Genomic DNA, 23,022 nt, shown 5'->3' with positions numbered 1-23,022 from the left:
GCTCAGCCGCCCCCGGCCGACAGCACGGAGGCGAGGTCGTACCGCACCACTTCCTCCAGCTGCTCGTACGTGCAGCTGGAGGGGGCGCGGTCCGGCCGCCACCGGCGGAACTGGGCGGTGTGCCGGAACCGGTCACCCTCCATGTGGTCGTAACCCACCTCGCAGACCCGCTCCGGGCGCACCGGCACCCACGACTGGTCCTTCTTGCCGGACCACCGGCTCGGGGTGCCGGGCAGCCGGGCGTGCTCGTGCGCCTCCGCGTCCTGCCAGGCCCCCCAGGGATGGCCGGCGAAGTCCGTGACCAGTGGCTCCAGTTCGGCGACGAGCTCCGCGCGTCGCTTCATCGGGAAGGCCGCGCACACCCCCACGTGCTGGAGGACGCCCGCCCCGTCGTACAGGCCGAGCAGCAGTGATCCCACGACCGGGCCGCTCTTGTGGTGGCGGTAGCCCGCCACGACGCAGTCGGCGGTCCGCTCGTGCTTGATCTTGTACATCACCCGGGTGTCCGGCCGGTAGGGCAGGTCGAGCGGTTTGGCGACGACCCCGTCGAGACCCGCTCCCTCGTACCGGTCGAACCACTCCTGGGCGACGGCCGGATCGGTGGTCGCCGGGGCGAGGTGGACGGGGGCGGATGCGGCGGACAGCGCGGCCTCCAGCACTTTTCTCCGGTCCGACTGACGCGTGCCCATCAGCGAGTCGTCGCCCACCGCGAGGATATCGAAGGCGACCAGCGAGGCCGGGGTCTGCTCGGCCAGCAGCCGCACCCGGGAGTCCGCGGGGTGGATGCGCTCGCTGAGCCGCTCGAAGTCGAGCCGGTCCCCGTGCGCGAGCACGATCTCGCCGTCGATCACACAGCGCTCCGGCAGGTTGTCCCGGACCGCCGTGACCAGCTCGGGGAAGTACCGGGTGAGCGGCTTCCCGGTGCGGCTGCCGATCACCACGTCTTCGCCGTCCCGGTGCACGATCGCCCGGAAGCCGTCCCATTTGGCCTCGTACTGCATCCCCGGCGGAATCCGGGACACGGACTTGGCGAGCATCGGCTTCACGGGCGGCATCACCGGTAGATCCATGGATCGATTGTGGACCGTCCAGCGACCGGAGTCTCCCGATATGCGGCATATGTGCGCCCGGCCTACCGTGGCCGACATGGCAGCAGCGGGCAAAGCGGTGGAGCTGGACGCGGGCGGGCGGCCCGTCCGGCTGTCCAATCCGGACAAGGTCTACTTTCCGGAGAAGGGGTACACCAAGAGGGACGTGGCCGAGTACTTCCTCGCCGTGGGACCCGGTATCACCCGCGCCCTGCGCAACCGGCCGACCACCCTCCAGCGCTTCGTGGACGGCGTGGAGGGCGAGTTCTTCTACCAGAAGCGGGCCCCCAAGAACCTGCCCGAATGGATCCCCACGGCCCGCATCGCCTTCCCCAGCGGCCGCCCGGCCGACGAGATCTGCCCCACCGAGGTGGCCGCCGTCATCTGGGCCGCCAACCTCGGCACGCTCACCTTCCACCCCTGGCCGGTCCGTGGCGCCGACACCGACCACCCCGACGAGATGCGCATCGACCTCGACCCCCAGCCCGGCACCGACTACGCCGACGCGGTGCGTGCCGCCCACGAGCTGCGCTCCGTACTGGACGATCACGGACTGCGCGGCTGGCCCAAGACCTCCGGCGGCCGGGGCATCCACGTCTTCGTCCCCATCGAACCCCGCTGGACGTTCACCGAGGTCCGCCGGGCCACCATCGCGGCCGGCCGCGAGCTGGAACGCCGGATGCCCGAGCGGGTCACCACCGCCTGGTGGAAGGAGGAGCGCGGCGAGCGGATCTTCGTCGACTTCAACCAGACCGCCCGGGACCGCACGATCGCCTCGGCCTACTCCGTACGCCCCCGCCCGCACGCCCCGGTCTCCGCACCGCTGCGCTGGGAGGAGATCGACGACGCGGAGCCGCGCGACTTCGACATCCGGACCATGCCGGTGCGGTACGCGGAAGCGGGCGACGTGCACGCGGACATGGACGAGCACGCCTTCCGGCTCGACCGGCTGCTGGAGCTCGCGGACCGCGACGAGAAGGAGCGCGGCCTGGGCGACATGCCGTACCCGCCGGAGTACCCGAAGATGCCCGGCGAGCCCAAGCGGGTCCAGCCGAGCCGCGCCCGCCACGACGAGGACGACGAGGCATGAGCACGCCCGACGAGCCGACCCCGCCCGAATCCGTCCCCGGCGCGCCAGGACCGGAGTCGACGCCGCCGCACGGAGCGCACGGCCGGCCACTGACCCGGGGCCAGAAGTGGACGAAGTACAAGGGCTCGCCCTACTTCCCGGCGACCGTCCTCCTCTTCATCCTCGCGGCCGCCGCCGGGCTCTTCGCCGGCTCCTACACGTACGCGATGGCCAATCCGACCCCGCACCGGATCCCGGCCGCCGTGGTCAGCCTCCAGGAGACGGCCCGCGGCAAGGCGTTCGTCACCGCGATGGACGAGGCGCTCGACGCTTCCCTGGACGTCCACCGCTACGACACCGCCGCCGGGGCGCGCGAGGCCCTGGAGGAGCAGGAGGTCTTCGCGATCGTGCGGCCCAGCAGGGCGGGGGTGGCCCTCGACGTGGCCGGTGCCTCGGGGGCCGCCGTCGCCCAGGTGCTCGCGGAGTCCGCCGTGAAGGTGGGGGACAAGCTCGGAGTGCCCATCTCCGTCACGGACGTCAAACCGCTCCAGAAGGGCGACCCGCGCGGTCTCGCGCTCTTCTACATCTCGCTCGCGGCCGTGATCATCGGCTTCGTCGGTTCCATCCAGCTGAGCGTGCACGCCAGAAGCCTGATCCCGCTGGAACGGATCGCGTTCACGATCGCCTACTCGCTGCTGGGAGCCTTCTCCATCGCCGCGGTGGTGGACTGGCTGCTGGGCGCCATCGATCTGCCCTTCGCCGAGTCCTGGGCGATCCTGGCGTTCACGATGTTCACCTCTGGCATGGTCTTCACCATGTTCAACACCCTGATGGGGCGCTGGGCCATGCTCCCGACCTGGGGCCTGATGGTGATTCTGGGGAACCCGTCCTCAGGCGGAGCCGTGTCCTGGCCGCTGCTGCCCTCGCTGCTCGGCCACATCGGGCGCTGGCTGCCGCCGGGCGCCTCCGTCAACGCCCAGCACACCGCCGTCTACTACCAGGGGTATCAGCGGCTCTTCCCGTTCCTGGTGCTCGCGGCCTGGTCGCTGGCCTCCTGCACGGTCTTCTGGGTATGGCGCCACCGGCACCCAGGAGGCCGCGACCACATGCCTCAGCATGCGGCCGCGGCCGGTTGAACCCTTTCCCGCGGTAGTGCCTAGAGCTCCTGGATCCGGACGTCCCGGTAGGAGACCACGTCCGAGGTGCTGTGGACCTGGAGACCTATGTAGCCGGAGGCGTACCGCCGGCCGTCGGTGCCCGGGTCGTCGTCCCTCGGCGGCTCGAAGACCTGACCGCCGTTGTTGTCGAACTCATTCAGCAGGACACCGTTGCGGTAGATCGAGTAGTGCTGGTCCACCACCCGGATCTCGTAGTCGTTCCAGGTGCCCTTGGGCGTGACCCCGGCGCCGCCGAGACCCACCCGGTCGAATCCGTAGACGGAACCGGTCTTGTACATGTCGCCGTCCGGCCGGTCGTTGATCTGGATCTCATGGCCGTACTTGATGGCGACCCACTCCGGAGCGGACTCCTCCGGGTTGTCGTGGACGTTCGGGAACCGCACGAACACCCCGCCGTTGGCGTTGCCCGTGCCCGGGGCGTCGTCCCGGAACTGGAGCTTCAGCGAGAAGTCCCCGTACTGCCGGCCCGGGAACCACAGCATGCCCATGCCGTCCACCGTGGTGGAGCTGTTGAGCGAGCCGTCCTCCTCGTTCAGCGTGAACTTCCCGCCGCCGACCTGCTGCCACTTCGCGAAGGAGGCCGCGGTGCCGTCGAAGAGCTTGTGGTAGCCCTCGTCCTTGCCCGGCTTGCCGATGCCCGACTGCTTGGCCGCCTTGTAGATCTTCTTGACCTCGCGGGCGTCGACCACCCCGGCGGTGAGCAGTTGGTCGAGAACCTTGTCGACGTGCTTGAGGAACAGCGCGTGCGACGACCAGTCCTTCTCGTCCTCGATCAGCTCGTTGACCGTGCAGCGGTTGCCGGTGATCCGGTTGGGGACCCCGGTGTCGACGGTGCCCACGATGACGGTGAGCCGTTCGTCGAACTCCGGGCAGTTGGGCGCCGGCACGCCGCCGCTCTGCGCGACGGTGAACGACGTCTTCTTCGCCTCGGAGGTGTTGCCCGCCTTGTCCGTGGCCCGGTGGGCGACGGAGTGGTAGCCGACGCGGTCGACGATGACGGTGTCGGTGTACGCGAGGTACGGACCGCCGTCCAGCGAGTACTCGACCTTGTCGACGCCCGTGTCGGCGTCGGTCGCGGTGACCGTCACCTTGGCGCTGGTGAGGTAGGCGCCGTCGGAGTTCTTGTCGCCCGCGACCTTCGCGGAGGTCTCCGGCGGCGTGGTGTCCTTGGTCGGCGGCTCGACGACGGTGAACTCCACCGCCTGCTCCTCGGCGGCGTTGCCCGCCTTGTCGGTCGCGCGGTAGCGGATCTTCTGCGCGCCGAGCTCGTGCACCATCACGGGGCCGGTGTACGGCTGCCACTCGCCGTCCGCGCCGACCGCGTACTCGATGGTGTTGACGCCGGACCCGGTGTCGGAGGCGGTCACGGTGACCGTCGCCATGCCCAGGTACTGACCCTGGTCGTCCTTCTCACCGGAGACGGTCGCGGAGGTCTCCGGCGGCGTGGTGTCGTCCGTCGGCGGGGCGGCGACGGTGAACTCCGCCGTCTTCTCCTCTGCGGCGTTGCCCGCCTTGTCGGTCGCGCGGTAGCGGATGGCGTGCGCGCCGACCTCGTCCACGACGACGGGCGCGGTGTACGGCTGCCATTCGCCGTCGGCCCCGACCGCGAACTCGACGGTGTCGACGCCCGAGCCCTCGTCGGTGGCCGCGACGGTGACCGTCGCGGAGCCGATGTAGGCGCCGTCGGCGTTCTTGTCACCGTCGACCTTGACCGAGGTCTCGGGTGCGGTGGTGTCGTCCTCGCCGCCGCCCCCGTCGGTCACGGTCAGGATGCCCTGCATCGCCTCGTGCCCCGGCATCGTGCAGTGGTAGAAGTACCGGCCCGGGGTGAGCGTGACCTCCGCGGTCTGCTTGCCGCCCTTGTCGTCGCCCGGGTTGGCCAGCAGGTTCAGCGGGACGTCGTTGTTGAACTCCGGGTCCGAGACGCTGAAGGTCAGCGTGTGCGGCATCCCGCTGGTGTTCCCGGTCCCCTCACTGTTCTCGAAGACGATGGTCGCCTTGCCGGCCACCGCCGTCTTCGGTGCGGACAGGTAGTGGTCGATGGGGTTGCCGGCCGTCCAGGTGAGCACCTGGTCGGCCGCCGCCGCGCCCGCCGGGGCGGTGGTACGCCCGTAGGCCGCCGTCGAGGTCAGTCCCAGCACCATCAGGAACGACCCCAGCAGGGCGAGCCACAGCCGGGCGGGCCGTGACCGCCTTCGGAAGTAGATCGAACGGTGTCTCACTTCACTGCCGCCTTCCTGGCCAGGTCCTTGACGGCCGGGGTCGCCGCGCCGCCCTTGTACGTCACGCGCCAGAGCGCGGACTTGGAGTCGGAGGTGAAGAAGCCGCGCCCGTAGTCCAGTACGTACAGCGAACCGTCCGGGGCGAACTTCCAGTCCATCAGGTTGCGGATGCCGTCCGCGCCGACCGGGATGATCTCCTTGAGGGACTCGGCGTGCGTGGGCAGTCCGCCCTTGCCGACCGTCTTCGGGTCGGTGAGCACGGCGTGCCTGGGCTGGGTGTCGTCGTAGAAGTCACCGACGAACCACTTGCCGTCCCAGTAGGACGGCCACTTGTCGGCGCCGGCCTTCTCGTCGTACCGGTAGACCGGGCCGTTCATCGTGGCCTGGCCGCCGCCCTTGAGCCAGGGCAGCAGTTCCTTCTGGTCCTCGACCTTGTAGCTCGGGATGCCGTTCTCGTCGCGCGGGTAGTCCACGCCACCGCCCTGCGGCGAGTACCAGATGTTGTTGCCGGTGACGGGCGGCAGGTTCACCAGGCCGTCGTTGTTCGGGGACTCGTTCTTGGGGTGGTCGCAGTCGTACCAGCCGAGCGGCTTGCTCGGATCGGGCAGATTGCGGTCCCGGTAGGGCTGCTTGTTGCCCATGCAGTACGGCCAGCCGCGGTTGCTCGCCTGGGTGATCGCGGCGAACGTGTCGTACTTCGCCGGACCCCAGGTGGTGCTCGGCTCGCCCGCGTCGGGGCCGACCCAGCCCGCGTAGAGCGTGTCGGTCGACTTGTCGATGGAGATCCGGGCCGGGTTGCGCACGCCCATCACGTAGATCTCGCCACGGGTCTTGCCACCGCCCTCGTCGGTCTCCTTGCCGGTGAACAGATTGCCGGCGGGCAGCGTGTAGGTGCCGTCGTCCTCGGGGTGGATCCGCAGGATCTTGCCGTTGAGGTTGTTCGTGTTGCCCGCGGTGCGCCGGGCATCGGCGAACGAGACGCCCTTGTAGTTCGGCTCCGGGTTGTTGCCCGAGTAACCGTCGCTGAACTGCGAGGAGTTGTTGTCACCGGCCGCGATGTACAGGTTGCCCTTGGAGTCCCAGGCCATCCCGCCGCCCGCGTGGCAGCAGCTGTGGATCTGGACCGGCCAGTGCAGCAGCACCTTCTCCGAGGAGAGGTCCAGCTTGTTCGTGGCCAGGTCCAGGGTGAACCTGGAGACCTGACGGACCGCCATCTGCTTGTCGCGGTCGATCTTGTCGTGGGGTGTGTAGTGCAGGTACACCCAGCCGTTCTTCTCGAAGTCCGGGTCGAGCTCGATGCCGAGCAGACCCTCCTCGACCTTGACCAGCTCGTCGCCGCCGCCCTTGTTGCCGAAGACCGTCAGCGCTCCCGCGAGGGTGACCTTCTTGGTCTTCGGGTCGTAGACGTGGATCTGGCCCAGACCCTTGCCGACGTTCGGGTCCTTCCAGTCGGTGACGACCGGCACGCTGCTGTCGGCGCCGCCGCGGCCGATGTACAGCACGCGTCCGTCGGGGGCGGTCACCAGCCCGTGCGGTTCACCGATCTGGTCGTTCTGGCCGGGCTGGTTGGGCTCGGTGACCCGCTCCGCCTTGTAGTTGGAGGTGATCGTCGCCTTGCAGTCGGCCTGCGAGATCCGGGTCGTCCAGTCCAGCGCGCCGCGCAGGTGGTCGCGGAAGTCGGCCTCCGCGAAGCTGTCGACCGTACCGCCCATCGCGGTGTAGAAGGACCGGCCGCCGTCGTAGTCGCGGCACCAGGAGACCGGGTGGTCCCAGCCGTTGGCGCTGGCTCCCGGCTTGTACGTGATCTCCCGGACGCGTGCCACGGTGTGCACGTCGCCGGACGGGTTCTCCTTCCAGTTCAGCCACTTGTCGGGACGCTTCCACTCCAGCGGAAGGTTCTTGGTCGCCGGGTGCTGCCGGTCCCCGATCTCCACCGTCGCACGCTGTACGGCGGTGGGGCTGTCGGCCGCCGGACGGGCACCGACCAGCCCGGTGAACCAGTCGGAGTACGGCTCGGTGCGCGCCGCGTCGTGGATGCCGAGGAAGCCGCCGCCGGCCTCCATGTACGCCTCCAGACCGGCCTCCTGCTCCGGATCCAGGACGTCACCGCCGCCCGTCAGGAAGACGACGGCGTTGTACTTGCCGAGCTGCTTGCCGTTGGTGAAGACGGCAGGGTCGTCACTGGCCACCGTCTTGAAGCGGCCCGCCTCCGGACCGGTGAGCCCGATCTTCTCGATCGCCGCGATACCGGCGTCGACCGTCGGGGACTCGTCGGACGCGGAGGCGTGGAAGACCAGCACCTTCACGTTCGCGCCGCCGGGCGGCGTCGGCAGGGACAACGTTGTCGCCATGGACTCGTTCGGTCCGGGATACGGCCTGGCACTGGCGGCATTGCCGCCGAGCAGGGATGCGGTCAGTGCGCCGGCCGCTACGGCCGCCGCAATTCCGCGTCGCGATCTGGACCTGTGATGTGGTGTGCGCTGCATGTGGTCACCCACCCCTCTGTGGTCACTTCAACAGCGCATGAAGCTAGACCTCTTTTCGCGACTCGCCAATAGCTATGGCAGCAATCGCACGAACTTTGTCCTTAGTGTGGATAAACGAAGATCCCCGGGCTACGGTATGGCCCGTCCCCGAGGCCCACCCGTGCCCGGCGGTATTGACCGCCATGACCTGCGTATCTCTGTGCCGTGTGCCGTAGTTGCCTTGGGTTTCTCCGCAACACCCGTCCGAAAGTGGGGAGTTCGACATGGATCGACGTAGCTTCAACCGGCGGATTCTGATGGGCGGCGGGGTGGCGGCGGCGACCGGGGTGACATCGTTGTCCCTCGGTGCGATCGAGGCCACCTCCGCCGAGAACCCGCCCCGCACCGCGCCGGCGGGAGGAGTGGTGCGCCACCTCAAGATGTACGCGGAGAAGCTGCCGGACGGTCAGATGGGGTACGGCTTCGAGAAGGGCAAGGCGTCCATCCCCGGCCCCCTCATCGAGATCAACGAGGGCGACACCCTGCACATCGAGTTCGAGAACACGATGGACGTGGCGGCCAGCCTCCACGCGCACGGCGTCGACTACGACATCGCGAGCGACGGCACCCGGATGAACAAGAGCATCGTCGAACCGGGCGAGACCCGTACCTACACCTGGCGCACCCACGCCCCGGGCCGGAGGAAGGACGGCACCTGGCAGGCGGGCAGCGCGGGTTACTGGCACTACCACGACCACGTCGTCGGTACCGATCACGGCACGGGCGGCATCCGCAAGGGGCTGTACGGTCCGGTGATCGTCCGGCGCAAGGGCGACATCCTGCCGGACAAGACGATCACGATCGTCTTCAACGACATGCTGATCAACAACAAGCCCGCCGACAAGAGCCCCGACTTCGAGACCACGGTCGGGGACCGGCTCGAAGTCGTCATGATCACGCACGGCGAGTACTACCACACGTTCCATGTCCACGGTCACCGCTGGGCGGACAACCGTACGGGCCTGCTCACCGGCCCCGACGACCAGAGCCGGGTCATCGACACCAAGATCGTCGGGCCGGCGGACTCGTTCGGCTTCCAGGTCATCGCCGGCGAACACGTGGGCGCGGGCGCGTGGATGTACCACTGCCATGTGCAGAGCCACTCCGACATGGGCATGGCCGGGATGCTGCTGGTCGCCAAGGCCGACGGGACGGTGCCGGGGCACGAGGCGCACTCGATGTCCTCGCACGGCGCGAAGCCTTCCGACGCGAAGTCGCCGGACGCGGAGTCGCCGGACGCGAAGACATCGGAGAAGGCGGCGTCGCACGACAGCCACTGACGGGTGAGGGAGCCGGGCCGCGCGCATCCCGAGCGGGCCGCGGACCGCTCAGGACAGGGCGGTCGGCCTGCGTGGCGGCGGGACGGCCCGGAGCAGCTTCCAGAGCGGACGGGAGCCGGACGCCCAGCTTTCGAGGGTCTGCCGGTCGACGACGTGCAGCCGCTGCTGTTCGGCGAAGACCACGGCCGGTGCGGTCACCCTGCCGTTCGTCACGATCACCGCGATGTCGGCGCCGTGCACCTGGCGGGCGGTGCCGTTGAGGACCTGGAGATCCGGTGTTCCCACCGCGGAGCCGGCCGGCCCGGCGCGCCGGTGCTTGCACTGGATCACCCAGCGCCGCCCGAAGGGGTCGGTGGCCTTCACATCGGCGCCCAGGTCACCGCCGCCACCGACACGGAGCGCGTCCCGGCAGCCGTCACGGTGCATCAGGTCCCGTACGGCGTCCTCGAACCGGGCGTGGTGCAGGGCGTCCAGCTGGGCCAGCTCGTACCGCAGGCCCCGCACGCGGACCGCTTCCCACCGCGCGTTCCGCCGCCGCTGGTGGAGCAGTCCGCCGCCGGTCAGCGCCGCGACCGAGCCGAGGACGAGCAGGACCCACCAGTGGGCCAGCAGCCAGTTGACCAGGGTCACCACCACAACGGCGGCCAGGACCACGGCCACGAGGCGGCCGGCCAGCCGGTCGTCCGTGCGCCGGCTCCGCCTTCCGGGCCTGCCGGCACGGCGCCGTACCGGCGGGCGCCTGCTCGTCGCCCGGCCTCTACGCGGCCGGGGGCTCACCGCTCTGCCCGCGTGACCAACAGCAACTGCCGGACCTCCCACCAGAACACGGCCGCCTCCAGGAGAGCAGCGGACGCCGGTCCGAGCCCCCCTCTTGTTTAGCCGGGCCCGGCCGGTGCCGTGACCGGGTTGCCGGTGAATGGCAGTAAAGCGATGCCCCTGGCCGAATCGCCGCAGTCGTCAGGAACCGTCCCGCGCGTCCACCGCTCTGTCCGACACCGCCCTCGACTCCGCGGCGAGGCGCTGCTGTTCCTCCTCGACGATGCGGCGGGCCAGCGAGCCGTCCGACACGTCCACGGCGTCCGGCGTCGTCTCCGCGACATCGCTGCGCCGTGCGTACGCGTCGAACAGCCGTTCCTTGCGGGCCAGGATGTCCAGCATGCGTTCGTCGACGCTGTCCGCCACGAGCAGCCGGTGCACCTGGACCGGGCGTATCTGGCCCATCCGATGGGCGCGGGCCACCGCTTGGTGCTCCATCGTCGGCTTGATCTGCGGCTCGCAGAGGATGACGACCGAAGCGGCCTGCATGTTGAGCCCGATCCCGCCGGCCTGGATCTGGCTCAGCAGGACCGCGTGGCCGTCGGCCGCCGTGAAGGCGTCGATCATCTCCTGACGCCGGGCGGCCGGCACGCTCCCGGACACCGGGCCGAACACCTCCTCGTCCAGGGCCCGCCGGACCGTCTCCAGCACCTCACGGAAGTACGAGAACACCACGACCTTCAGCCCGTTGCCCGCCGCCTCCGCGACCAGCTCGCGCAGCCGGTTCAGCTTCGCGGAGGTGGCCGGACCGGCGTACGCGGCCCGGCGCATCCGCATGAACTGCCCGGCGGCCACCGCCTCCCGGTAGGCCAGCAGATCGGCCTCGCTGAACTCCTCCCACTCGTCGACCTGCACCAGCGCCGGGAGTTCGGTGAGGACGTCCTGCTGGTTGCGGCGCAGATAGGCGGGGGCGACGGCCCGGCGGAACGCCTGGGACCCGGCGGCGCCGTGGCTGATGCTGATCAACGGGGCCAGCTCGGGCTGGAGCTGGCTGACGAGGCTGCGGAACTCCGCCACCCGGTTCTCCATCGGCGTGCCGGTCAGGAACAGCACCCGCTCGGTCCGCCGCGCCCAGCCGGACACCGCCCGGGAACGCCGGGTGGCGGGATTCTTGACGTAGTGCGCCTCGTCGACCACGAGCATGCCGGGCCGTACGCCGCAGTCGGCCGCGACGGGCAGGGTGTGCAGGGCGTCGTACGTGGTGAGCGCGACCCCGCCGCCCTCGCGCCACTCCGCGAACGCGCCCTGCCGGTCCGGACCGTGCACCGGCAGCACCCGCAGCGTCGAGCGGGCCCGGACCTCCCGGGTCCAGTTGATCAGCACGCTCGCCGGGCAGACGACCAGGAAGTGGGTCTCGCCCCCGGCCGCGAGATGGGCCAGCGCGGCGATGGCCTGGACCGTCTTGCCGAGCCCCATCTCGTCCCCGAGGATCACCCGCTTCTGCGCGAGCGCGAAACGGGCGCCGAAGGACTGGTAGCCGCGCAACGACACCCGCAGCCTGGCGTCGTCCAGCCGCAGACCGCGCACCCGGTCGGCGATCCCGGACGGCAGGAACCCCTCGGCCGCGTCCCGGTCCGGTCCGGTGCCGGACATCTCGGCGAGCAGGCTGTAGTACTCGGCGGAGCGCACCTCGAAGTCGACCCAGGCCGCGATCGGGGAGTCCGGATCGCGCAGCAGATCGGCCGAGACCTGCCCGAACAGCAGCGGGAGTTCACGCTCCCGCGCATCGGCCAGCACCGCGCGGGCGGCGACGACGGCGGCCAGCGCCCGCGTCCGGGCAGGGCGCCGCGTGAAGACCATCCGCAGCCGCCCCCGCGCGGGCGCCGCCGTGACCAGCAGGGGGTCCAGCCGCTCGGCCAGCCCGCGGGCGCCGTCCACCGCCCGGCGGACGTCCGGTCCTGCCTCGACCAGCCGGTACAACGCCGTGACCAGGGCCGTCGTGGCGTCGTCCGGGGATTCGACCGCTATCCGCACCGTGACCGTGTCCCGCACGGCGTGGGCGATCTGGCCCGCCGCCGCGAGCGCCTGGTCGGCGGTCTGCGCACCGACGCCGGGGATCTGGCGGAGCTCGTAGCGGCTGGCCCCGTGCACCTGCCCGACGGTGGTGAATCCGGCCTGCTCGATGGCGCCGATGCGGAGCCGGCCCTCGGTGACGTCCTTGAGCCGGGACGCCGGGATGGCCGACAGCTCGTCCCGGACGAGCGCGTCGAGCAGGGGGTCCAGGGCGGTGCGTACGGCATCGACGGCACGGCCGTGATCGGCCAGCACCGCGCGGGCCGCGCCCAGCAGCTCCTCGGCCCGCACGAGCAGCTCCCTGGCCGCCCGCCCGGTCGTCGCCCCGCCCTCCGTGGACCCGGCCTCAGTCATGTACGTCCTCTGTCCCCGCGGCCTCACCGCCGCTCCGCCCGGCAGCCGGCCGGAGCGACTCGTATCGTCCCATGCGCTGCTGACAGGGGTCCGACGGACTGCGGTTGTCAGTGCCCGGTGCAAGACTCGGACACATCAGGAGAAAACCTGTTCGTACGGGAACGGGACCACTGAAGGAGCGCACCATGCTCACCACCCGATTTGTCGACGGAGCCCCCAACTGGCTGGATCTCGGCACCCCGGATCTCGATGGGGCCGCCGCCTTCTACACCGCTCTCTTCGGCTGGGGGTACGAGGCCGGGGGCCCCGAGACCGGTGGCTACGGCATGTTCACGCTCGACGGGAAGTCGGTCGGTGGTGTGATGACCGTGCCGGAGGAGCAGGCGAAGACATCCTGGTCGGTGTACTTCCAGTCGGCGGACACCGATGCCACCGCGCGGCTCGTGGAGAAGTCCGGCGGTTCGGTGCCGTTCGCGCCGATGGACGTGCTGGAGTTCGGCCGGATGGGCGGGTTCGCGGACCGGGGCGGGGCGTACTTCGGCGTCTGGCAGCCGAAGCGGCTCCCGGGACTCGGAGTCGTGGGGGACACCGGCAGTCTGTGCTGGGCGGAGCTGTACACCCCGGACGTTCCGGCCGCCGCGGCGTTCTACGGCGCGGTCTTCGGCTGGGAGAGCAGCCAGGTGCCCTATCCGGAAGGCGGCGGATCGTACACACTGGTCCGGACCGGGGGCGGCGGCGAGGCGGCCGGCTTCGGCGGGCTCGTGCCGCTCGACGCCGTACCGGTCAGGGCGGTCGTGGGCCCGCACTGGCTGCCGTACATCGAGGTCGACGACTGCGATGCCACGGCGGCGGAGGTGGAGCGGCTGGGCGGCAAGCTGACGCTGGAGCCGCTGGAGATGGACGGTGTGGGCAGGTTCGCCAACGTCACCGATCCCTACGGCGCGCCGTTCGCCGTGATCAAGAGCGCGTAGGGCGTGTCCGCACCCCTGCCGGCCGGGCCCCGGTGGTCCGGGACGGGGGGTTGATGCATCGTTGATCAGTCGTTTATCGCGGCAGGGCACTGTGTGCGGCATGCTGATCAACACCCCGACCGAGCCCGCTCTCGCCTGGCAGGAGACAGCGCTGTGCGCGCAAGCGGGGCCCGAGTTCTTCTTCCCCGCCCCCGGCAGCTCCACCCGGGAGGCCAAGCAGCTCTGCAACGCCTGCGAAGGGCGTGTGGCCTGCCTTGAGTACGCCCTCGACAACGACGAGCGCTTCGGCGTGTGGGGCGGCCTCTCGGAGAAGGAGCGGGACCGACTGCGCAGAGCGGGGCGCGACCGGGCGTGACCGCGGGCGCCGGGCCGGCCGGCCCGGCCCGGCCGGTCAGCCGACAGGGCGCCCGCGTCAGGGGATCCGCGTCAGGGCGTCCGCGTCAGGACGCGACGTGGAAGGTCTCGCCGTACATCTTCCAGGTCAGCGGCGGTTTCAGCGCCAGGTTTCCGTCGTACAGGAACTGCCGCTGCGCCGTGTCGATGCGTGAGGTGTCGTGCTGGTTCTTCTTCGACTTCATCACGGCTCGCGCGGCGTCCAGGAACGCGTCCAGGTAGACCTTCTCGTCCCCGCCCTCGTCGACCGTGTCGGCCTCGGCGAGTGCTGCCTTCCGGATTCCGTAGAAGGCGTCCGGCTCCGTTCCGGGGCCCTGCAGCACCATGGCGTCGAAGTAGATGAACTGGCCCAGGGTGCCGAGCCCGTCCAGTTTGGCCAGCCGTACGGCCGGCTCGAAGTACTGCTTGTCCCTGACCCGGTCCTGCGCGGCACGGAACACCGGATCCTCGGCCGACTTCTTCCACGCGGCGGTGAAGCCGGGGCCCAGGCCCTCGTGCGAGCCGGTGCCGTCCACCTTGCGCAGCGCGGGTACGTACGGCTTCAGCGGGCTGTCCGGATGGTCCTTGGCGAACGCCTCGACGAACGTGAGCATGTCGTGCGTTCCGGAGCAGAACCCGACGGTCCCGGCGGTGTAGCCGGTGCCGTCGCCGTTGTCGTCGATCATGCCGTACTGGCCCCGCCAGTCGAGCGTCGAGCTCTCCGAGGTGGCCAGCAGCTTCCAGGCCAGTTCGCGTTCGGCCGGCGCGGCCAGCCCGGCGGGCATCGCCTCGACACGCTCGTCCAGCTGCCGTCGCCCCTGGTCGTCCGCGGCGGCGTACGGGTCGGGGCCCACGGCGGAGTCGGCCGGGTCCGCAGCGGCGGCGGCGGGGGAGTCGTCGGGCGGTTCGGGGTCGTCGCCGCCACCGTTGAAGACGATGGAGGCGGCGATGGCTAACGGCGCGGCGAAGAGAACGAAACGCGTCACAGGTTTCACCGGCACAGAGTACGGTCCGGGCGCCGGTGGTGAGGGCTCATCCCGCCCTGCGGTGACGGGGCACCGCAGGGCGGGGCAGGGCCGTCAGGCCTGGGCGCGGGCCGCCATCCGCTCCTTGCGGGCGGCCAGCTTCGCGTCGAACTTCGACGCCTCGCCGTCCAGCCCGTTCATGTACAGGCCGAGCTCCTCCTGCGCCTTCAGACCCTCCGGGCCCAGCCCGTCGATGTCCAGCACCTTCAGATAGCGCAGCACCGGCTGGATGACGTCGTCGTGGTGGATGCGCATGTTGTAGATCTCGCCGATCGCCATCTGCGCGGCGGCCCGCTCGAAGCCGGGCATGCCGTGGCCGGGCATCCGGAAGTTCACGACGACATCGCGCACGGACTGCATGGTCAGGTCCGGTGCGAGCTCGAAGGCCGCGCCCAGGAGGTTGCGGTAGAACACCATGTGCAGGTTCTCGTCGGTGGCGATCCGGGCCAGCATCCGGTCACAGACCGGGTCGCCCGACTGGTGGCCGGTGTTCCGGTGGGACACCCGGGTGGCCAGCTCCTGGAAGGCGACATAGGCCACGGAGTGCAGCATCGAGTGACGGTTGTCGGACTCGAAGCCCTCCGCCATGTGCGCCATCCGGAACTGCTCCAGCTTGTCCGGGTCGACCGCGCGCGACGTGAGCAGGTAGTCGCGCATCACGATGCCGTGCCGGCCCTCCTCGGCCGTCCAGCGGTGCACCCAGGTGCCCCAGGCGCCGTCGCGGCCGAAGAGGGAGGCGATCTCGTGGTGGTAGCTGGGGAGGTTGTCCTCGGTCAGCAGGTTCACGACCAGGGCGATCTTGCCGATGTCGGTGACCTTCGACTGCTCGGACTCCCAGGCCTGGCCGTCCTCGAAGACGCCGGGGAAATTCCGGCCGTCGGAGAACGGCACGTACTCGTGCGGCATCCAGTCCTTGGCGACCTTGAGATGGCGGTTGAGTTCCTTTTCCACCACCTCTTCCAGCGCGTACAGCAGTTGGGCGTCAGTCCACGCCTGTGAACTGCCGAGGTGGGGAGAGGTGATAGTCACGGGGGGCTCCTGGGGACGGGAGAATTACCTACGGCTTCGTAGGTTACGAGACCGTAGGTTAAAGCGGCAGTAAGGCCGGAGCCAAGCCCGTCCGGGCAATATTCCGTTACGTTATGTCATGTTCGCAGGTCAAGTGCGTGTACGGAGGGTCAGGACGGCTGTGGGGGAGGGGGTCACGAGGGGGCTCAGATGGCTCAGATGGTGAAACGGCCGGGCCCGGTCCCCGGTGGCGATGCGCTCTGAACAGTCGGCGTACTCGGAGCGCGGCGGCACGGGGGACTCGGCCGGTCGGTCGGGGTCAGAGCAGATGGTCCGCCGCGCCGGACTTCACCGCGAAGATCAGTGCCCGCAGCGCCTCCATGGAGTCGCTGACGTAGGTCGCGGTGTCGGTGGTGGAGCCGATGTAGGCGCGGCCCTGGTCGTCCAGTCCGAAGCGGAAGCAGTTAGCCCCCTCGCTGCAGAACGCCTCGTCCCAGCAGATGTCGTTCATGGTCTCTCCTCAGAGGTCCTTGGCTATGCACCGGATGAAATCGCGTGATTCCGCGACGGGCAGTGCGAGCGTACGAAGTCGCCCCAACAGCCCTCGATAGCGCCGCAGTTGCATGTCGGCGTCGAGCAGCATCGAGCCGTGCGAGGAATCGAGCTGTACGGTATCGAGCTGAGGTACCGCCGCGCCGACATAGGTGAAGGACTGTCCGGCGCCGGGGAATCCGCCGGCCGCGAACGGGATGACCCGGACGGTCGTCCGGTCCCGTTCGGACTGGCCGAGAATGTGTTCCAGCTGCGCCTTTGTGACCTTCGGTCCGCCGAACCGCATCCGGAGGGCGGCCTCGTGGATCACCGCCTCGTACAGGGGTGGCCGGTCCCGTTCGAGCACCTCCTGGCGGCGCAGCCGCAGGGAGAGCCGGGCCATCAGGTCGGGACGCGGCAGCTGGGGGTCGGCGGTGTCGAAGACCGCCCGCGCATGCTCCTCCGTCTGTAGCAGGCCGGGGATGTGCGTGGTGGTCGCGGTGTTCAACTCCATGGCGTGGAACTCCAGTTCGGCGATGTCCAGCAGGCTGGGCAGCAGGAGTCCGCGATGCTCCTCCCACCACCCCCTGGCCCGCTCCTGCGCCATCTCGGCCAGCAGGTCCACAAGACCGGTGTCGGGGCAGCCGTAGTTGAAGGCGAGGGTGCGGACCCGCTCGGCGCTGATGCCGAACCGGCCCGACTCGATGTTGGGGATCCGGGTCCGGTCGACGCCGAGCAGTGCGGCGGCCTGCTGCGCCGTCATTCCGGACTGCTCGCGCAGCTTGCGCAGTTCGTACCCGAGTCGTTGCTGCCGGGCGGTCGGGGTGCTCCTGGGAGGCACGGCCGGTGTCCTTCCGGGTGTGGGGCGTCAGTGAAATGACCGGAACCACACAAGTAGTAGCACTGTGCTCCACTTGTGGGCTACGGTCGGTAGCGTAAGTCTCACACGGGGCGACCATGCCTCTGTGTGGCCGTCGTCACATGAACCGGGAATTGTGAGTACCTTGATGAAGGGCGCACTGCGTTGCCTCCCCGCCCTCGCCCCCACCGGGCCCCGTCCGCATCCGCCCGGAGCGGACAATCTGAGCTATTCGTTCGCTCTGCCCGGTGGCGCCTTCTGCGCAGGCCTTGCCCGCCGTGTCGTCAGTGAACTGCTCACCCGGCACGACCTCACGGAACTCCGCGACACCGCGGTGCTCGCCACATCCGAACTGGTCTCCGCGGCCTACCGGTTCACTCCGGACCGGGAGATGCTGCTGCGGATTCACTGGCAGTTCGGCGCGCTGCGGATCGTCCTCTATGACCAACACCCATGCCACGGAACGCCCGAGAGGGCCGAGGAGTGCAGGGAGCGCCGCAGCGCGGACATGTGGCTGCTGGCGGCCGCCGTCGAAGCGCAGGGCGGAGACTGGGGGCTCGCCCCCGCACTGGCGGCCACCGGCGGTTCGAAGACCTGGGCGTTACTCCACCCGTAGCCCCGCACGGCCCTGACCCGCGCCCCCGCACCTCACATGCCCGCACGCACCTCGTCCGCCGTGGTGCTCCGGAGTTCGCCGTCGAGCAGCAGCCAGCGCGTGATTCCGAGTGACTCCAGGAACGGCACGTCGTGACTCGCCACGACGAGCGCCCCCTCGTACGCGTCCAGCGCCGCCGTCAGACGGCGCACGCTCGCCAGGTCCAGGTTGTTCGTCGGCTCGTCCAGCATCAACAGCTGAGGAGCCGGTTCCGCGAGCAGCAGCGCGGCCAGAGCCGCACGGAACCGCTCCCCGCCCGACAGCGTTCCCGCGGGCCGGTCCGAGCGTGCCCCCTTGAACAGAAAGCGTGCCAGCCTCGCCCTGATGGCGTTGTCCGTGGCATCCGGTGCGAACCGCGCCACGTTCTCCACCACGCTCAGCCCGTCGTCGAGCACGTCCAGCCGCTGCGGCAGGAACCGTGCCGGTACCTCCACCGCGGCCTCTCCGGACACCGGCGCCAGCTCACCGACGAGCGTCCGCAGCAGCGTGGTCTTGCCCGCCCCGTTACGCCCCACCAGCGCGATGCGCTCCGGACCGCGCACCTCGAACGAGCCCTGGACCCGGGCCCCGTAAGCCAGTTCCAGATCGCGCAGCACCAGCACCCCACGGCCCGGATGGACCTTGGTGTGCGGGAGCTCGACCCGGATCTCGTCGTCGTCACGCACCGCCTCCTCCGCGGCGTCCAGACGCTCCCTCGCCTCGGCCAGCCGCTCGGTGTGCATGATGCGGTGCTTGCCCGCGGACTCCTGCGCCGCGCGTTTGCGGGCACCCATGACGATCTTCGGCTCGCGCTTCTGATCGTTCATCTTCTGCCCGTAGCGCTTGCGCCGGGCCAGCTTGACCTGGGCGTCCGCGAGTTCGCGCTTCTGCCGGTGCACATCGGCCTCCGCGACCCGCACCATGCGCTCCGCCGCCTCCTGTTCCACGGCGAGCGCCTCCTCGTACGCCGAGAGGTTTCCGCCGTACCAGGTGACCTCGGAACCCCGCAGATCCGCGATCTGGTCGACCCGTTCCAGGAGTTCCCGGTCGTGACTGACGATGACCAGGACCCCGCTCCACGCCTCGACCGCGGCGTACAGCCGCTGCCGGGCGTACAGGTCCAGGTTGTTCGTCGGCTCGTCGAGCAGCAGCACGTCCGGCCGGGCCAGCAGCAGCGCGGCCAGCCGCAGCAGCACGCATTCGCCACCGGACATCTCACCGATGGTCCGGTCGAGCCCGATGTGCCCGAGGCCGAGCTGGTCGAGCGTGGCGCGGGCCCGCTCCTCCACGTCCCAGTCGTCCCCGACGGCCGCGAACCGCTCCTCGTCGACGTCACCCGCCTCGATGGCGTGCAGCGCCTCACGGGCCGCGGCGATGCCGAGGGCCGCGTCGACCCGCAGCGCGGTGTCCAGGACCAGGTTCTGCGGCAGGTACCCGACCTCGCCCGTGGCCCTGATCCGGCCCTCGGCCGGGGTGAGGTCGCCCGCGATCAGCCGCAGCAGGGTCGACTTGCCGGCGCCGTTGACGCCGATGAGGCCCGTACGGCCGGGCCCCACGGTCAGATGGAAGTCATCGAACACCTCGCTGCCGTCGGGCCAGGCGAAGGACAGCGACGAGCAGGTGATGTGTGCGAGCGGAGCTGACATCAGGAATCTCCCGGTTGCGAGGAAGGTCAGGGGCAACGGGATGAGACACCGGTCACTGGCGTTCCACGGAAGGATTCCGGGGGTGTGGGGGAAGGCCCTGGTCACGGAGGACGGCTCGAAGAGCTGAGGTCACACTCGGGCACGCGGGCATGTACGGACATGGCACGGCGCGCAACGCGGTGTCTCAAGACCTCAGACGAGCAACGTCCTACTCCGATCGGCGACGACAAGGACACCGAAGACGCTACGCCCGGCCCCGGGGGACCGGCAAACGAATTACCGGCAGACGACTGACCGGCAGACGAATCAGCAGGAGCCGTCGAGCAGATCCGTCAGGCTCCGGTCCAGGTCAAGGAACCGGCGCTCCGTGCCGACGGGCACCAGCTGCTGGGTCCGGCGCAGGAACCGGCGCAGCTCCGCGGTGCGCACGTGCACCATCGCGATGCCCTCCGGGGCGTGGAACTCCAGCACCGTACGGTCGTACCCGAAGGGCCTGATCCGTACGTCACCCAGCCCTGCCGGTGCGTCCATGCCCTCCGCGAGCAGCTCCCGGGAGAACTCCCAGGACACCTCGGTGCCCTCCAGCGTCGCGGGCGCGGGGAAGGCCATGCGGATCGCGAAGGGGTCCGTGCGGTCGTAACTCAGGATGGCGGGAAGCGTCTCCATCCGAGGTGCGGACGCCACCATGCGGGCCTGTACGGACTGCTCGATAACGATGGACAAGACCTGCTCCCTCTCGCGACCGGATGAACGGGTTCCCGGCACTGGTACAGACGACGGATGCCGCCGATCCGTGCACCGGGACACCGCGTGAGCTGCGTCACCGCCCGCCACCCACCGTTCACCGGACTCAGGGCGCGGTCACAACTGCTGACGGTGGGGCGCGAGGGCGTCCGACGTCCTGGTCGCGATGAACTCCGTGATTCGGTAGACGCAGACACCCTGCACGGCGAACGGATCGGTCGCCGTGAGCCGCTCCATCTCGGCCCGGTCGTCCCCGACCGCGAGAATCACCCCGCCGTCCCTCGGGTTCTTGCGCCCGGAGGCGATGAAGACCCCGGCCGCGTACTGCGTGTCGAGCCAGCCGGCGTGGTCCTTCATCAACGCGTCGACACGGTCCAGCGGGGCGGCGTAGGAAAGCTCCAGTACGAACATGATCTCCAGGCTACGTGAGCGGCGGGGCGGCTACGGGAGGTCAGGTACCCCTCCCTCCGGCCGTCATGCGCCAGGGACACGGCCTAAGCTGGTCGCCACCATGACAAGTCTTCAGATGCCCGCCGACGAGGCCGCTGCGCGCGCCCTGCAGGACTCCCTGCGCGCCCGGGTGGTGCTCGACGAACCGGGGCCGCCGCCCGGCACCGGCCGGGTGACCGGTGTCGACGTCGCCTACGACGACGAGCGCGATGTCGTCGTGGCGGCGGCCGTCGTGCTCGACGCGGCCACCCTGGACGTGGTGGCGGAGTCCACCGCCGTCGGCCGGGTCACCTTTCCGTATGTCCCCGGACTCCTGGCCTTCCGCGAGATCCCCACGGTGTTGTCCGCGCTGGAGTCCCTGCCGGTCGACCCGGGCCTCGTCGTCTGCGACGGATACGGGCAGGCGCACCCGCGCCGCTTCGGGCTCGCCAGCCATCTGGGGGTGCTCACCGGGCTGCCGGTCATCGGCGTGGCGAAGAACCCGTTCACCTTCTCGTACGAACAGCCCGGCCCGCGTCGCGGCGACTGCTCGCCACTGCTCGACGGGGACGAGGAGGTGGGCCGGGCGCTGCGTACCCAGGACGGCACCAAACCGGTGTTCGTCTCCGTCGGCCACCGCACCGGCCTCGACAACGCCTGCGCGCACACCCTGCTGCTCGCCCGGGACTTCCGTCAGCCCGAGACCACCCGCCGGGCGGACGCGCTCTGCCGGCGGGCGCTGCGCGAGGCGACCGGCTGAAGGCGGTGCGGGCGGGGGCGAGGGCGTCTGAGTATCCGTACGGATAGCGTTCGACGATCATGGTCGGCACTCTGGACACATGAACGTACCTCGCACACCCACCCGAACCGCACCCCTTCATCCCATCCGGCGCCGAGCCGAGGCGGGCATGCTGATCGGGGGTGCGGTGGCGTCCGTCTGGGCCGGGGCGATGCTCTACACACTCGCCTCCTGGATCTTCTAGGGCGTGTTTCGAAGGCAGCACCGCCCGCCCGGAGGGGCGGCCCCTCCCGGCTGCCGCGGCGCGTCAGCGGACCGCCGCCACCCGGAAGCGCAGACCGGACGCCCGAAGACGTTCCCCCAGCGCGTCGCCCATCGCGACGGCAGTCGTGACCTGCCCCGACACCGCCGGCAGCTCGTCCAGCGCCAGGCACAGCGAGGCCTCCGCGAGCATCCGGGCCGTCTCCCCGTAGCCCGGATCGCCGCCCGACACCTCGGTGAACACCCGTCGGCCGCCGCCCTCGCCGACGAACCGGACCGTGAACCAGCTGCGGTGCCTGCGCTCCGCGTCCGGGCCCGCGCCTGGCTCGTACCGGCTCATCAGCCACGCCCGCGCGGCCGGGACCTGCGCCGCGCCCAGCAGGGCACCCATCGCCGCCGTGCCGCCCAGGGCCACCGGAAGGTGCTTGACCGAGGCGTAGTGGCGGTAGCGGAAGTCGGGTCCGTAGCGGGGCAGCGCGCGGGCGGAGCGCTTCACCAGCTGCCCGTCGATCGTCGGCAGCGGCAGCGCCCAGGTGCCGGTCTCCGTGCTGAAGCGCGGCCCGCCGAGTGGTGCGCCGGCGCGCCGGCCGACCAGTCGCGGCTCGTGCAGCCGGCGCTCCCGCGCGGCGCGCACCATCTGGGGGCCGCGGCTCATCGTGTTGAGCGCGGAGGCGAACGTACCCCCGGAGAAGGCCGCGTTGCTCCGGACGAAACCATCGACGCGCAGGGGCACGCCCTCGGGCAGCTGCTGCACCGTGTAGTACACGCCGAGGTCGTGGGGCACGGAGTCGAAGCCGCAAGCGTGCACGATCCGGGCGCCGGTCTCGCGCGCCCGTGCGTCGTGCTCCAGGTAGACCCGGTCGATGAACTCCGGCTCGCCGGAGAGGTCCGTGTAGTCCGTCCCCGCCTCCGCGCAGGCCGCGACCAGCTTCTTGCCGTACCAGATGTACGGGCCGACCGTCGTGGCCACCACATGGGTGGACTCGGCCAGTTCGCGCAGTGATCCGGCGTCGTCCGCGTCGGCGTGCAGCAGGGGGATGTCCGCACAGGCGGGATCGAGGGAGGCGAGGTGATTGCGCAACTGCTCCAGTTTGGCGCGATTACGACCGGCCAGGGCCCACCGGCAGCCCTCCGGCGCGTGTGACGCCAGGTATTCGGCGGTGAGGACTCCCACGAATCCCGTGGCGCCGAAGAGGACGACGTCATAGGGGCGTTGCGCCCCGCTCTGCCTGTTCACGAGTGCCTCCGCACGGGCCGG

General features: G+C 70.3%; 21 protein-coding genes. 8 read left to right on the top strand and 13 right to left on the bottom strand.

All coding sequences use genetic code 11. The features are described 5' to 3' along the window. Positions 1-2: 2 nt before the first annotated feature. Positions 3-1,070, bottom strand: a complete 1,068-nt coding sequence (locus tag ACZ601_RS03455; RefSeq protein WP_469532458.1) for an ATP-dependent DNA ligase — start codon at positions 1,068-1,070, stop codon at positions 3-5. A 97-nt stretch (positions 1,071-1,167) separates the two neighbouring features. On the opposite strand from ACZ601_RS03455, the gene ligD reads away from it, so the two are divergent. Together ligD and ACZ601_RS03445 are read left to right on the top strand one after the other, a co-directional pair. Further along, positions 1,168-2,178, top strand: coding sequence for a non-homologous end-joining DNA ligase (gene ligD / locus ACZ601_RS03450; protein WP_469533817.1), 1,011 nt, complete (start codon positions 1,168-1,170; stop codon positions 2,176-2,178). Then, a complete protein-coding gene (locus ACZ601_RS03445; protein ID WP_469532456.1) occupies positions 2,175-3,293 on the top strand; it encodes an ABC-2 transporter permease in 1,119 nt (372 codons plus the stop codon). Before ligD ends, ACZ601_RS03445 begins: the two co-directional genes overlap by 4 nt. A 20-nt stretch (positions 3,294-3,313) precedes the next feature. On the opposite strand, the gene ACZ601_RS03440 is transcribed toward ACZ601_RS03445, so the two are convergent. Together ACZ601_RS03440 and ACZ601_RS03435 are read right to left on the bottom strand one after the other, a co-directional pair. Beyond that, positions 3,314-5,557 carry an OmpL47-type beta-barrel domain-containing protein gene (locus ACZ601_RS03440; RefSeq protein ID WP_469532454.1) on the bottom strand — a complete coding sequence of 748 codons (2,244 nt, stop codon included), beginning with the start codon at positions 5,555-5,557 and terminating at the stop codon, positions 3,314-3,316. Next, positions 5,554-8,043 carry a ThuA domain-containing protein gene (locus tag ACZ601_RS03435; RefSeq protein ID WP_469532452.1) on the bottom strand — a complete coding sequence of 830 codons (2,490 nt, stop codon included), beginning with the start codon at positions 8,041-8,043 and terminating at the stop codon, positions 5,554-5,556. Before ACZ601_RS03435 ends, ACZ601_RS03440 begins: the two co-directional genes overlap by 4 nt. Positions 8,044-8,306: 263 nt before the next feature. Here ACZ601_RS03435 and ACZ601_RS03430 point away from each other — a divergent pair, with 263 nt between their 5' ends. After that, on the top strand, positions 8,307-9,362 hold the full coding sequence (locus ACZ601_RS03430; protein WP_469532450.1) for a multicopper oxidase domain-containing protein: 1,056 nt from the start codon (positions 8,307-8,309) through the stop codon (positions 9,360-9,362). 48 nt (positions 9,363-9,410) lie between these two features. On the opposite strand, the gene ACZ601_RS03425 is transcribed toward ACZ601_RS03430, so the two are convergent. After that, the gene (locus ACZ601_RS03425; protein WP_469532448.1) at positions 9,411-10,022 is read right to left on the bottom strand and encodes a restriction endonuclease; all 612 of its coding nucleotides are present in this window, start codon (positions 10,020-10,022) and stop codon (positions 9,411-9,413) included. A gap of 297 nt (positions 10,023-10,319) precedes the next feature. Next, positions 10,320-12,545 (bottom strand): DEAD/DEAH box helicase, encoded by a 2,226-nt coding sequence (locus ACZ601_RS03420; protein WP_469532447.1) that lies wholly within the window; start codon positions 12,543-12,545, stop codon positions 10,320-10,322. A gap of 185 nt (positions 12,546-12,730) precedes the next feature. On the opposite strand from ACZ601_RS03420, the gene ACZ601_RS03415 reads away from it, so the two are divergent. Both ACZ601_RS03415 and ACZ601_RS03410 read left to right on the top strand, forming a co-directional pair. After that, positions 12,731-13,516, top strand: coding sequence for a VOC family protein (locus tag ACZ601_RS03415; protein WP_469532445.1), 786 nt, complete (start codon positions 12,731-12,733; stop codon positions 13,514-13,516). Between the two features lie 100 nt (positions 13,517-13,616). Then, complete coding sequence (locus ACZ601_RS03410) at positions 13,617-13,871, top strand: WhiB family transcriptional regulator (protein ID WP_469532443.1); 255 nt, start codon at positions 13,617-13,619, stop codon at positions 13,869-13,871. Between the two features lie 85 nt (positions 13,872-13,956). On the opposite strand, the gene ACZ601_RS03405 is transcribed toward ACZ601_RS03410, so the two are convergent. The 4 genes from ACZ601_RS03405 to ACZ601_RS03390 all read right to left on the bottom strand — a co-directional run bounded on the left by ACZ601_RS03405 (position 13,957) and on the right by ACZ601_RS03390 (position 17,293). Continuing rightward, the gene (locus ACZ601_RS03405; RefSeq protein ID WP_469533814.1) at positions 13,957-14,874 is read right to left on the bottom strand and encodes a chitosanase; all 918 of its coding nucleotides are present in this window, start codon (positions 14,872-14,874) and stop codon (positions 13,957-13,959) included. 93 nt (positions 14,875-14,967) lie between these two features. After that, positions 14,968-15,942 (bottom strand): acyl-ACP desaturase, encoded by a 975-nt coding sequence (locus ACZ601_RS03400; protein ID WP_440576362.1) that lies wholly within the window; start codon positions 15,940-15,942, stop codon positions 14,968-14,970. Positions 15,943-16,240: 298 nt separating this feature from the next. Next, complete coding sequence (locus ACZ601_RS03395; protein WP_406457269.1) at positions 16,241-16,432, bottom strand: hypothetical protein; 192 nt, start codon at positions 16,430-16,432, stop codon at positions 16,241-16,243. Positions 16,433-16,441: 9 nt separating this feature from the next. Beyond that, positions 16,442-17,293: a Scr1 family TA system antitoxin-like transcriptional regulator gene (locus tag ACZ601_RS03390; protein WP_469532442.1), complete on the bottom strand. Its 852-nt coding sequence runs from the start codon at positions 17,291-17,293 to the stop codon at positions 16,442-16,444. Between the two features lie 154 nt (positions 17,294-17,447). On the opposite strand from ACZ601_RS03390, the gene ACZ601_RS03385 reads away from it, so the two are divergent. Then, entirely contained in the window at positions 17,448-17,927 is a 480-nt protein-coding gene (locus tag ACZ601_RS03385; protein ID WP_469532440.1) for an ATP-binding protein, read from the top strand. Positions 17,928-17,959: 32 nt separating this feature from the next. On the opposite strand, the gene ACZ601_RS03380 is transcribed toward ACZ601_RS03385, so the two are convergent. The 3 genes from ACZ601_RS03380 to ACZ601_RS03370 form a co-directional block, all read right to left on the bottom strand. After that, complete coding sequence (locus ACZ601_RS03380) at positions 17,960-19,591, bottom strand: ABC-F family ATP-binding cassette domain-containing protein (protein WP_469532438.1); 1,632 nt, start codon at positions 19,589-19,591, stop codon at positions 17,960-17,962. Positions 19,592-19,897: 306 nt separating this feature from the next. Continuing rightward, the gene (gene ssgD / locus ACZ601_RS03375) at positions 19,898-20,314 is read right to left on the bottom strand and encodes a spore wall synthesis regulator SsgD (RefSeq protein ID WP_469532436.1); all 417 of its coding nucleotides are present in this window, start codon (positions 20,312-20,314) and stop codon (positions 19,898-19,900) included. 138 nt (positions 20,315-20,452) lie between these two features. Then, on the bottom strand, positions 20,453-20,746 hold the full coding sequence (locus ACZ601_RS03370) for a YciI family protein (RefSeq protein WP_469532434.1): 294 nt from the start codon (positions 20,744-20,746) through the stop codon (positions 20,453-20,455). Positions 20,747-20,846: 100 nt separating this feature from the next. On the opposite strand from ACZ601_RS03370, the gene ACZ601_RS03365 reads away from it, so the two are divergent. Next, the gene (locus ACZ601_RS03365; RefSeq protein WP_440574665.1) at positions 20,847-21,524 is read left to right on the top strand and encodes an endonuclease V; all 678 of its coding nucleotides are present in this window, start codon (positions 20,847-20,849) and stop codon (positions 21,522-21,524) included. A 79-nt stretch (positions 21,525-21,603) separates the two neighbouring features. Further along, positions 21,604-21,747 carry a morphogenic membrane protein MmpA gene (gene mmpA, locus ACZ601_RS03360; protein WP_440574666.1) on the top strand — a complete coding sequence of 48 codons (144 nt, stop codon included), beginning with the start codon at positions 21,604-21,606 and terminating at the stop codon, positions 21,745-21,747. Between the two features lie 63 nt (positions 21,748-21,810). On the opposite strand, the gene ACZ601_RS03355 is transcribed toward mmpA, so the two are convergent. Then, positions 21,811-23,001 (bottom strand): saccharopine dehydrogenase family protein, encoded by a 1,191-nt coding sequence (locus tag ACZ601_RS03355; RefSeq protein WP_469532432.1) that lies wholly within the window; start codon positions 22,999-23,001, stop codon positions 21,811-21,813. Positions 23,002-23,022: the final 21 nt, after the last annotated feature.

It is taken from the genome of Streptomyces sp. NPDC104307, assembly GCF_055584045.1.
Note: the sequence above shows the minus strand (reverse complement) of the source record. Positions and strands in the feature narration are given on the sequence as shown.

Bases quoted from the DNA above. Each gene is read 5' to 3' on its own strand.
- ACZ601_RS03455 (WP_469532458.1), bottom strand. From the start codon at position 1,070: ATGGATCTACCGGTGATGCCGCCCGTGAAGCCGATGCTCGCCAAGTCC.
- ACZ601_RS03445 (WP_469532456.1), top strand. From the start codon at position 2,175: ATGAGCACGCCCGACGAGCCGACCCCGCCCGAATCCGTCCCCGGCGCG.
- ACZ601_RS03435 (WP_469532452.1), bottom strand. From the start codon at position 8,043: ATGCAGCGCACACCACATCACAGGTCCAGATCGCGACGCGGAATTGCG.
- ACZ601_RS03430 (WP_469532450.1), top strand. From the start codon at position 8,307: ATGGATCGACGTAGCTTCAACCGGCGGATTCTGATGGGCGGCGGGGTG.
- ACZ601_RS03420 (WP_469532447.1), bottom strand. From the start codon at position 12,545: ATGACTGAGGCCGGGTCCACGGAGGGCGGGGCGACGACCGGGCGGGCG.
- ACZ601_RS03415 (WP_469532445.1), top strand. From the start codon at position 12,731: ATGCTCACCACCCGATTTGTCGACGGAGCCCCCAACTGGCTGGATCTC.
- ACZ601_RS03410 (WP_469532443.1), top strand. From the start codon at position 13,617: ATGCTGATCAACACCCCGACCGAGCCCGCTCTCGCCTGGCAGGAGACA.
- ACZ601_RS03395 (WP_406457269.1), bottom strand. From the start codon at position 16,432: ATGAACGACATCTGCTGGGACGAGGCGTTCTGCAGCGAGGGGGCTAAC.
- ACZ601_RS03380 (WP_469532438.1), bottom strand. From the start codon at position 19,591: ATGTCAGCTCCGCTCGCACACATCACCTGCTCGTCGCTGTCCTTCGCC.
- ACZ601_RS03370 (WP_469532434.1), bottom strand. From the start codon at position 20,746: ATGTTCGTACTGGAGCTTTCCTACGCCGCCCCGCTGGACCGTGTCGAC.
- ACZ601_RS03365 (WP_440574665.1), top strand. From the start codon at position 20,847: ATGACAAGTCTTCAGATGCCCGCCGACGAGGCCGCTGCGCGCGCCCTG.
- mmpA (WP_440574666.1), top strand. From the start codon at position 21,604: ATGAACGTACCTCGCACACCCACCCGAACCGCACCCCTTCATCCCATC.